This window comes from Pueribacillus sp. YX66 (assembly GCF_041725775.1).
In the GTDB taxonomy this organism is placed as follows: Bacteria; Bacillota; Bacilli; order Bacillales; family UBA6769; genus Pueribacillus.
Genome location: NZ_JBEUEL010000027.1, coordinates 32,710 through 41,056 on the forward strand (window position 1 = coordinate 32,710; position 8,347 = coordinate 41,056).

Sequence of the window (8,347 nt, forward strand, 5' to 3'; positions counted from 1 at the left end):
CTTCGGGTCGTTCAGATTGAAACGATTCAGTTAAAATTGCAAATAGAGTTTCATAGAACAGGATGTGATTTGAAATGAAGATTGGTTTTATTGGGTTAGGTGTTATGGGTTCAAGAATGACGAAAAGATTATTAAATGCAAACTATGAAGTTGTTATTTATAACCGAACAAAAGAAAAAATGGCACCATTTCTGAACCTCGGCGCTGAAGCGGCTGAAAGTATTGAGGATTTATCCGAAAAAGCTGATATTGTTTGTACATGTTTGTCCATGCCGGAAGATGTTGAGGAAGTGTACGAAGTCGTTTTTCAACATGCAAAAGCAGGGACCATTTGTGTTGATTTTACGACTGTTGGTTTGGATACGAGTCAACAGATGTCTGAACAAGCGTCTAAAAAAGGCATTCATTTTTTAGACGCACCGATAAGTGGGGGACCTGAGGGAGCGGAAGCGGGAACGCTTACGATTATGGTTGGTGGTGACAAGCAAACGTTTGAAAAGGTATTACCTGCCTTTCAAGTGTTAGGAGAAAACGTTCAACATTTAGGCAAAAGTGGCATGGGTAGCGTTGCAAAACTTATGAATCAATATTTAGTCGCAGTTCATTCACTTGCTGCATCAGAAGCTATGGTTGTCGGAACAGCATTAGGTCTTCAATCTGAACAGCTTTACGACATTTTAAAATCAAGTTACGGTGACAGTCGTATGTTACGACGCCATATGGAGCATTACGTATTAGATAGACAATTTGCGCCTGGGGGTGCGGTAAAATATGTACATAAAGATGTACGATTAGCTAACGTGTTAATGGAGCAGGCGGGGTTGAGCGAATTTACAGGAAACATAGCTCAAGACGCTTTTAATATAGCTATACGAAGCGGACATGCTGATGAAGATATGTCTGCCGTTATTAAACCATTAGAAAAGCAAAGCGATACGATCGTAAAGAAATAATGTGAACTCGAGGGGAGAAGGTCCCCTCCTTTTTAAAAAGAGAACGAAATAGTGATGGTTCAGCGCGTTCTTGGTAAGTAAACGCTTGGTTAAAGACATCATCAATGTTCACAAGTTCACCAATCGTCGCTCCTAGCTTGATTTTCTCTTGAAGAATATGCTCTGTTTAAAGTAAATGAACAGATTTTTGTAACACCTCTTCAGCGTCAGATTTCGACACGACAACGACCCCTTTTTCATCTGTTGATAATATCCCTGGGACTAACCGATACACCAGCGCATTGAATGTCAACATTAACGTGACCATAACCCGAGTTTGAAGCGACATTCGGTACGATTCCTTTCAAAATAACAGGAACGTTCATTGCTCTTACTTCGGAAACATCGCGGCAACACCCGTCGATGATTGCTCCAACGACCTTTTTATTTATCGTTAATTGTGTGAGTCAAGAACGATTACATCTCCACGTAGACATAAGTCAATCGCTTTAAAAGCTGTAGTGAGATCGGATGTTAAAGCTTTCACAGTCACAGCAGGTCAACAAAGCGAATGACCTCAAATAAGGGCTTCATGTCTGATGTCATTGCATTAACTCAATCCATACTATCTGAAACTGCACAAGGTACTGAATCATAATTTTGCACTAACTCGCTACATTTTTTTACAACTTCTTGATTAGCGCGTTCGATTTCCTCAATTATCTTCATTTTTTATACTCGTTTGATGCTTATTTCTCTTTAATGTAAATGAAAACGTAAGATAGTTAAACATTAATGTGGACTTTTCACGTAACAAAGGGGGGAAACGACTTTCTGTCTTAATAATTAAACTTTTTTAAAAAGTAGGTTTATAGTAACATAGAAAAGAGGATGGTTTTTTTCTTTTTATTTATTATACTAATATAATTTTAAGATAAACATATAGAAGGTGAGACATATGACTGTTATACCTAAACCAGCGTCAACCGTAGTGTTGTTAGATGAAAAGTCACGTGTATATTTAACTAAACGACCAAAGACGATGAAATTTTTAGGTGGGTATTATGTTTTTCCGGGTGGCTCGGTTGACAAAACAGATGCAGTAGTTGAAAGTGAGTTTATTTTAAATCGACCTAATTCACGTTTAAACCCCGCCTATTACATTGCTGCAGCTCGAGAACTATTTGAAGAAGTCGGCATCTTACTTGCAACGAATCGAGACGGAACGATAAATTTTGATGAAGGAAAAGCAAGGGAGTACCGACAGCGGTTAATGAATGGTGAGTTGTCTTTTATAGAAATGTTGCAACGCGAAGAACTTTTTTTTAATTTAAAGCAATTAAAATATTTTGGTACACTCGTTACGCCTGAAGGAAATCCATATCGATTTGATACGAGTTTTTTTCTAGCGTATTTGCCAAAAGGACAATCACCGATTCCTGATGCTTATGAAATTGAGGATGCCTTTTGGGTTTCTCCAAACGATGCATTGTCTGCTTATTCGAAAGGCAAGCTTCCAATGATTGCACCGACAATTATGTCACTCCAAACGATTATTAATTATCAAAAAGGCAACCCGTTACAGTTGCCTAAAAATCCTAATCTACTATAAAGTACTCAGAACATTGTTTCGTTACTTTATCTTCTTCAATAAGTTTTATAAGATGTGCTTCAATCGTTCGTTGTGCAACATCGAAAATACTTGGGTGAATTGTATCTTTGTAAATCAATTTTGTTAAATTAGAAGCAGTTAATTTTTTATGTTCGCGTAGTAGTTTCTGAATTTGATTTTCGCGTAGCAGTCTTCGCTTAATAACAAAGTCAATATGCTCATACGGTTGTTCGACCCAATCACCGTGTCCTGGACCAATTTTTGAAAGAGGTAGTTGTTTTAACCGTTGTAGCGTATGCAAATATTCACGCATATTTCCTTCAGGAGGACCGATCCAAGTCGTTCCTTCAGCAACGATATTATCTCCAGCAAGTAAAATTTGTTTTGATGGAATGTAAAGGTTTAATTGTCCTTTTGTATGGCCAGGACCGTGAATCACTTGCAACTTCATTCCAGCGATTGTTAATTGATCACCATCGCGTAATAACTCGATTTGATTCACTGGTGAAATGGCGCTTTCAATAGCATCTTTCTCATGTGAATGACAGTACACGATGGGGGACCAGCCGATAAGCTGGCGAACACCGGGAGCATGATCAGGGTGTGAATGTGTAAGTAGTATTGCTTTTGGTATCGCGAGTCCGTATTTTTGAAGCATTTGTTCTAACACTTTTCGGGTGACTTCTTTGTCATATCCTGCGTCTACTAATAAGCTTTCTTCGTTATTTCCGATTAAATAGCTGTTTGTCGTTGTATGTGGCCATAACGTAGGGGTTTCAATTGGAACACGAATAATTTTAACCATCGGCTAGGATCATCCTTTCTAACGTTGGCTGATGAAAGGGATTTCATCACATTACACTATACCAGAGCAATCCCTATTTTTGTACATTAAAATGACTTCGATCCGTAAAAAGTAGGGTTCATTTACTGAATTATTAATGATAATAAGCTATGTAAATTTTATGCTGTTCGTATCTCGCAAAAACGTTCATATTTGACACAGTTGTAATCGTATGGTACTTAATTAATGATTATCACTCTAGTAAATGTAGAGTGACAAGAGTAAATTTCACGAAAGGAGAAGTAAATATGGAAAAGAAACAGTTTCAAGCTGAGTCGAAAAGGCTATTAGAATTAATGATCAATTCCATTTACTCTCAAAAAGAGGTATTCCTAAGAGAACTCATATCAAATGCGAGTGATGCGATTGATAAGATGTACTACAAAGCACTTACAGACGATTCGCTGTCATTTGAAAAAGATAACTATTATATTAAAATTATTTCTGATAAAAAAAATCGGACATTAAAAGTTGTCGATACAGGAATTGGAATGACGAAAGGAGAGTTAGAGCAAAATTTAGGTACGATTGCAAAAAGTGGTTCACTTGCATTTAAAACAGAAAATGAAATTAAAGATGGGTACGATATTATTGGTCAGTTTGGAGTCGGATTTTACGCTGCATTTATGGTTGCGGATGTCGTTACTGTTATTAGTAAAGCACATGGTAGTGAGGAAGCGTACAAATGGGAATCTGAAGGTGCAGACGGTTACACGATCGAATCGTATGATAAAGATCATGTTGGAACAGAAATTATCTTAAAGTTAAAAGAAAATACAGAAGACGAAAATTACGATGATTATCTTGAAGAGTACCGATTAAAGGAAATTATTAAAAAGTATTCTGATTTTATCCGTTATCCGATAAAAATGAATGTAACGGTTCAAAAGCCGAAAGAAAATAATGAAAACGAATTTGAAGAGCACGTTGAAGAACAAATCATTAATAGTATGGTTCCGATTTGGCGGAAAAACAAAAATGAATTAAAGAAAGAAGATTACGAGCAATTTTATAACGAAAAGCATTACGGTTTTGACAAACCTTTAAAGCATATTCATATTAGCGCAGATGGTACCGTACGCTACCAAGCAATCTTGTATATCCCTGAACGAATTCCGTTTGACTACTACAGTCAAGAATACGAGAAAGGGTTAGAACTATACGCCAATAGTGTACTTATCATGAGTAAATGCTCGGATTTGTTACCCGATCATTTTAGTTTCGTCAAAGGGATGGTTGATTCAGAAGACCTATCGTTAAACATATCACGAGAAATGTTGCAGCATGACCGCCAGTTAAAAGTGATTGCAAAAAACATAAATCGTAGAATAAAAAATGAATTGCAACTACTCTTAAAAAATGATCGTCAAACATATGAAAAGTTTTATGAAGCGTTTGGCAGACAGTTAAAATACGGAGTCTACAGTGAATTCGGAGCACATAAAGAAGATTTACAAGATCTGTTGCTTTTTTACTCATCAACTGAAAAGAAACTTGTTACGTTGGATGAATATGTTTCCCGAATGTCTGAAGAGCAAAAATATATTTATTATGCAACAGGTGAATCGTATGAACGAATTGAAAAGTTGCCGCAAACAGAATTAGTTGCTGATAAAGGCTACGAAATTCTCTATTTTACAGAAGATATTGATGAGTTTGCGATAAAAATGCTCTTACAATATAAAGAAAAAGAATTTAAGTCTGTATCGAGCGGTGATCTTGGAATTGAAGAGGACGAGAAAGAAAAGAAAAAAGACAACGCTGAAAAAGAGTTTGAAAAGTTGTTTGCATATATGAAAAATATTTTAGGTGATAAAGTGACAGATGTTCGTGCTTCAAAACGATTACGTTCACATCCAGTCTGCTTATCTTCCGAAGGGGAAGTTTCGATTGAAATGGAAAAAGTATTACAAGCTATGCCAGACAATCAAAATATTAAAGCGAACAAAGTGTTAGAAATCAATACGGAACATGATGTTTTCAATTCTTTAAAAGAAGCGTTCGAACATGATAAAGAAAAAGTAACGTTGTATACGAATATTTTATTTAATCAAGCACTGCTCATTGAAGGCTTACCTGTAGAAGACCCCGTTGAATTTACAAATGACATTTGCAAAGTGTTAGTGTGAAACAATGCAGCCCTAAAAAATTAGGGCTGTTTTTCTTAATATTTGTTACTATTTTTGCAAAATTCGCTTTTTGTTTATGGTAAACTAACGATAAACTTTTAATTAACGATAGAGGGTGGGAACAATTTCGGAACAAATTGTACGTGCGATTCAAGATGATTATCCAGATGATTTTGCATGGTGTCACGGATGTGGAAGGCTGAATGAGTCAGGTTATCACTTTCGTACAGGTTGGCAAGGTGATGAAACGATAACGATCTACAAACCGAGTGATGCAACTCTTCATAGTGGTGGGATACCTGGCTATGTTTATGGCGGATTTATTGCGTCTTTCATCGATTGTCACGGAACAGGATCGGCTTCTTTAGCGTTACATCGTAAAAATGGTTTTGAGCCTGGAAGCGGGGAGGAACCTCCGCGTTTCGTAACGGCATCACTTCAAGTTCAATATCGTAAACCAACGCCTCAAGGTGTAGAGCTAAAAGCAGTTGGCAAAGTTGAAGAAATACATCCGAAAAGATTTAAAGTTTATACCGAAGTATATGCAGATAATGAGTTATGTGCAACTGGGGAAGTGGAAGCTGTCGTTATGCCAAAAACGTTTGGACAAAATTAGTACAGTATAGTATAGGGTTATGGGGACTCGCCTATTTTTTAATAGCTCTCGTAAGTTTGGTGAGTCCCTTTTCAATGCAAAGCGTACATAAATTAATGTGACAGGTGAAAAAGGAGATTCAAAATGAAAAAACATGATATAATGACGTAAATCCCGTGTAGTAATTTGGGATTTTTTTCAGTTTATTAGATGTAAAATTAAACAAATTGGTAACGTATCGTTAATGAGGTGTACGATGATTCAACTACCTAAAAATTATGTGGAGAAAATGAAAGGCTTGTTAAAAGAAGAAGCCGTTGCTTTTTTGAACAGTTATAAAGACACGAAGAGTGTCGGTTTACGTGTGAATACACTTAAAGTATCAGTTCGTGAGTTTTTAAATATCCATCCGTTTACTTTGACTAAAGTACCTTGGACGGAGACGGGGTTTTATTATGAAGAACGAGACAAACCCGGTAAACATCCGTATCATGATGCAGGTCTGTATTATATACAAGAACCGAGTGCGATGGCAGTTGCGGAATTTTTGAATCCACAGCCAGGTGAAAAAATTTTGGATCTATGTGCTGCTCCTGGCGGTAAAACAACTCACATTGCAGAGAAAATGAAACAACAAGGGCTCATTGTTGCAAACGAGCTTTACCCATCGCGAGCGAAAGTGCTTTCGCAAAATATTGAACGAATGGGAATTAAAAATGCGATTGTCATGAATGAAACATCAGAACGACTTGCTCATCGATTTGGCAATTATTTTGACAAAGTTTTAGTCGATGCCCCGTGTTCAGGAGAAGGTATGTTTCGCAAAAATCCTGACGCTTGTGAAGAATGGAGTTTAGACCATGTTAGTATGTGTGCCATTCGGCAACTTGATATTTTAGAACAAGCAAGTCGCATGCTCCGCGTTGGTGGTCGACTCGTCTATTCAACGTGCACATTTTCGCCGGAAGAAAATGAAAGCGTAATTAGCGAGTTTTTAAAATCAAATCCAAACTTTGAGATCGTCAATGTTCCAGTATTTAAACATTTTTCATCAGGGAGAAAAGATTGGGCAGATACTCTAGCTATTACTAACATCGAGAAAACGATTCGCATTTGGCCCCATCACGTAAAAGGAGAAGGTCATTACATTGCAGTTTTAACAAAAACAGATGGAGAAGAAGCGATAAAACGGAAGAAAGTAGATTTCTTGAAACAGAGTAAGCAGCTTGATTTATATTTTAAATTCGCTTCTGAATATTTAAAATCTACTCCAAAAGGCGATTATTTTTTATTTGGCGATCAATTATATATCATTCCGGAAGATATGCTTTCTTTTAAAGGATTAAAAGTGATTCGTCCTGGTTGGCATCTCGGGACGATGAAGAAAAATCGCTTTGAGCCTTCACATGCACTCGCATTATCCCTAAATGTAGAAGAAGTGGCGCAAAAGTATAGCTTTAATGTGTCCGAAATAGTTCCATATTTAAAAGGTGAATCACTATATGCTGATGGAGCGAAAGGGTGGTATTTAATTGAAGTAGATGGCTATTCAATCGGTTGGGGAAAGCTTACAGATCATGTATTAAAAAATCATTATCCTAAAGGTTTGCGTTGGCCACTAAATGTTTAAATGTTGCAGGAAATGATTCAAACGTATCGAATGCAAAAAGAAAAATGTTGAAGGGAGAAAGATAATGTAAACGATTGAGCCATTTGTTCACTTTATGACTTACGGAAGTCATTTTATTCCTAAGTATGAAAACATGACTCAAGAGCGGTTGGAATGGAAGATTGATGGATACAAAAATGACATTGAAAAGAAAAAATGAATTGTCAACAATAAAGGAACTTCTTGCATATTTGCACGAAACGAGAAATAATACGATTGCATTTCTAGAGGATAATGAAATTTCCATTTTACAAGAAAACCGAACAATGTCTGAAGGTTTTCGTGGAAAAGAAGTAAACAATCACAATCCTACAGTTGAGTGTATCATCTTGCACAAGTAAATATGATGCTACGTTTGCAAGGAATTAATCCTCCAAGGATGTAAAGCACATTTGAATATGTGAGAATGTTTATATGCAGTTCGTTAATAATGAACAAGAGCCCATCCTTATAAAAAGGATAGGGCTTTCGATTTAATCAGATAGAGTTGATGACGTAAAATATTTTGTGTAAAGGTCTTTTCAATAAAAAATAGGTAGGGTATCCTCGGAATTGTCGGATTCCAT

At 36.6% G+C, this 8,347-nt stretch carries 8 protein-coding genes; 6 read left to right on the plus strand and 2 right to left on the minus strand.

Translation table 11 applies throughout. From position 1 onward, the window contains the following. Positions 1 to 74: 74 nt before the first annotated feature. A complete protein-coding gene (locus ABU914_RS11720) occupies positions 75 to 953 on the plus strand; it encodes an NAD(P)-dependent oxidoreductase (protein ID WP_379669915.1) in 879 nt (292 codons plus the stop codon). Positions 954 to 1,189: 236 nt separating this feature from the next. Here the strand turns inward: ABU914_RS11720 and ABU914_RS11725 are convergent, their stop codons facing one another. Beyond that, positions 1,190 to 1,384, minus strand: coding sequence for an RraA family protein (locus ABU914_RS11725; protein ID WP_379669924.1), 195 nt, complete (start codon positions 1,382 to 1,384; stop codon positions 1,190 to 1,192). 506 nt (positions 1,385 to 1,890) lie between these two features. On the opposite strand from ABU914_RS11725, the gene ABU914_RS11730 reads away from it, so the two are divergent. Further along, positions 1,891 to 2,544: an NUDIX hydrolase gene (locus ABU914_RS11730; protein ID WP_379669916.1), complete on the plus strand. Its 654-nt coding sequence runs from the start codon at positions 1,891 to 1,893 to the stop codon at positions 2,542 to 2,544. Here ABU914_RS11730 and ABU914_RS11735 read toward each other — a convergent pair. After that, positions 2,531 to 3,349, minus strand: a complete 819-nt coding sequence (locus ABU914_RS11735) for an MBL fold metallo-hydrolase (RefSeq protein WP_379669917.1) — start codon at positions 3,347 to 3,349, stop codon at positions 2,531 to 2,533. The two genes, ABU914_RS11730 and ABU914_RS11735, sit on opposite strands and share 14 nt — an antisense overlap. 287 nt (positions 3,350 to 3,636) lie before the next feature. Between ABU914_RS11735 and htpG the strand changes: the two genes are divergently transcribed. The 4 genes from htpG to ABU914_RS11755 all read left to right on the plus strand — a co-directional run bounded on the left by htpG (position 3,637) and on the right by ABU914_RS11755 (position 8,122). Next, positions 3,637 to 5,517, plus strand: coding sequence for a molecular chaperone HtpG (gene htpG, locus ABU914_RS11740; protein WP_379669918.1), 1,881 nt, complete (start codon positions 3,637 to 3,639; stop codon positions 5,515 to 5,517). A 124-nt stretch (positions 5,518 to 5,641) separates the two neighbouring features. Further along, positions 5,642 to 6,133 (plus strand): PaaI family thioesterase, encoded by a 492-nt coding sequence (locus tag ABU914_RS11745; protein ID WP_379669925.1) that lies wholly within the window; start codon positions 5,642 to 5,644, stop codon positions 6,131 to 6,133. 235 nt (positions 6,134 to 6,368) lie between these two features. Beyond that, positions 6,369 to 7,742: an RsmF rRNA methyltransferase first C-terminal domain-containing protein gene (locus tag ABU914_RS11750; protein ID WP_379669919.1), complete on the plus strand. Its 1,374-nt coding sequence runs from the start codon at positions 6,369 to 6,371 to the stop codon at positions 7,740 to 7,742. Between the two features lie 164 nt (positions 7,743 to 7,906). Beyond that, on the plus strand, positions 7,907 to 8,122 hold the full coding sequence (locus tag ABU914_RS11755; RefSeq protein WP_379669920.1) for a hypothetical protein: 216 nt from the start codon (positions 7,907 to 7,909) through the stop codon (positions 8,120 to 8,122). The last annotated feature ends 225 nt before the right edge of the window (positions 8,123 to 8,347 follow it).

Bases quoted from the DNA above. Each gene is read 5' to 3' on its own strand.
- ABU914_RS11720 (WP_379669915.1), top strand. From the start codon at position 75: ATGAAGATTGGTTTTATTGGGTTAGGTGTTATGGGTTCAAGAATGACG.
- ABU914_RS11730 (WP_379669916.1), top strand. From the start codon at position 1,891: ATGACTGTTATACCTAAACCAGCGTCAACCGTAGTGTTGTTAGATGAA.
- ABU914_RS11735 (WP_379669917.1), bottom strand. From the start codon at position 3,349: ATGGTTAAAATTATTCGTGTTCCAATTGAAACCCCTACGTTATGGCCA.
- htpG (WP_379669918.1), top strand. From the start codon at position 3,637: ATGGAAAAGAAACAGTTTCAAGCTGAGTCGAAAAGGCTATTAGAATTA.
- ABU914_RS11750 (WP_379669919.1), top strand. From the start codon at position 6,369: ATGATTCAACTACCTAAAAATTATGTGGAGAAAATGAAAGGCTTGTTA.
- ABU914_RS11755 (WP_379669920.1), top strand. From the start codon at position 7,907: ATGGATACAAAAATGACATTGAAAAGAAAAAATGAATTGTCAACAATA.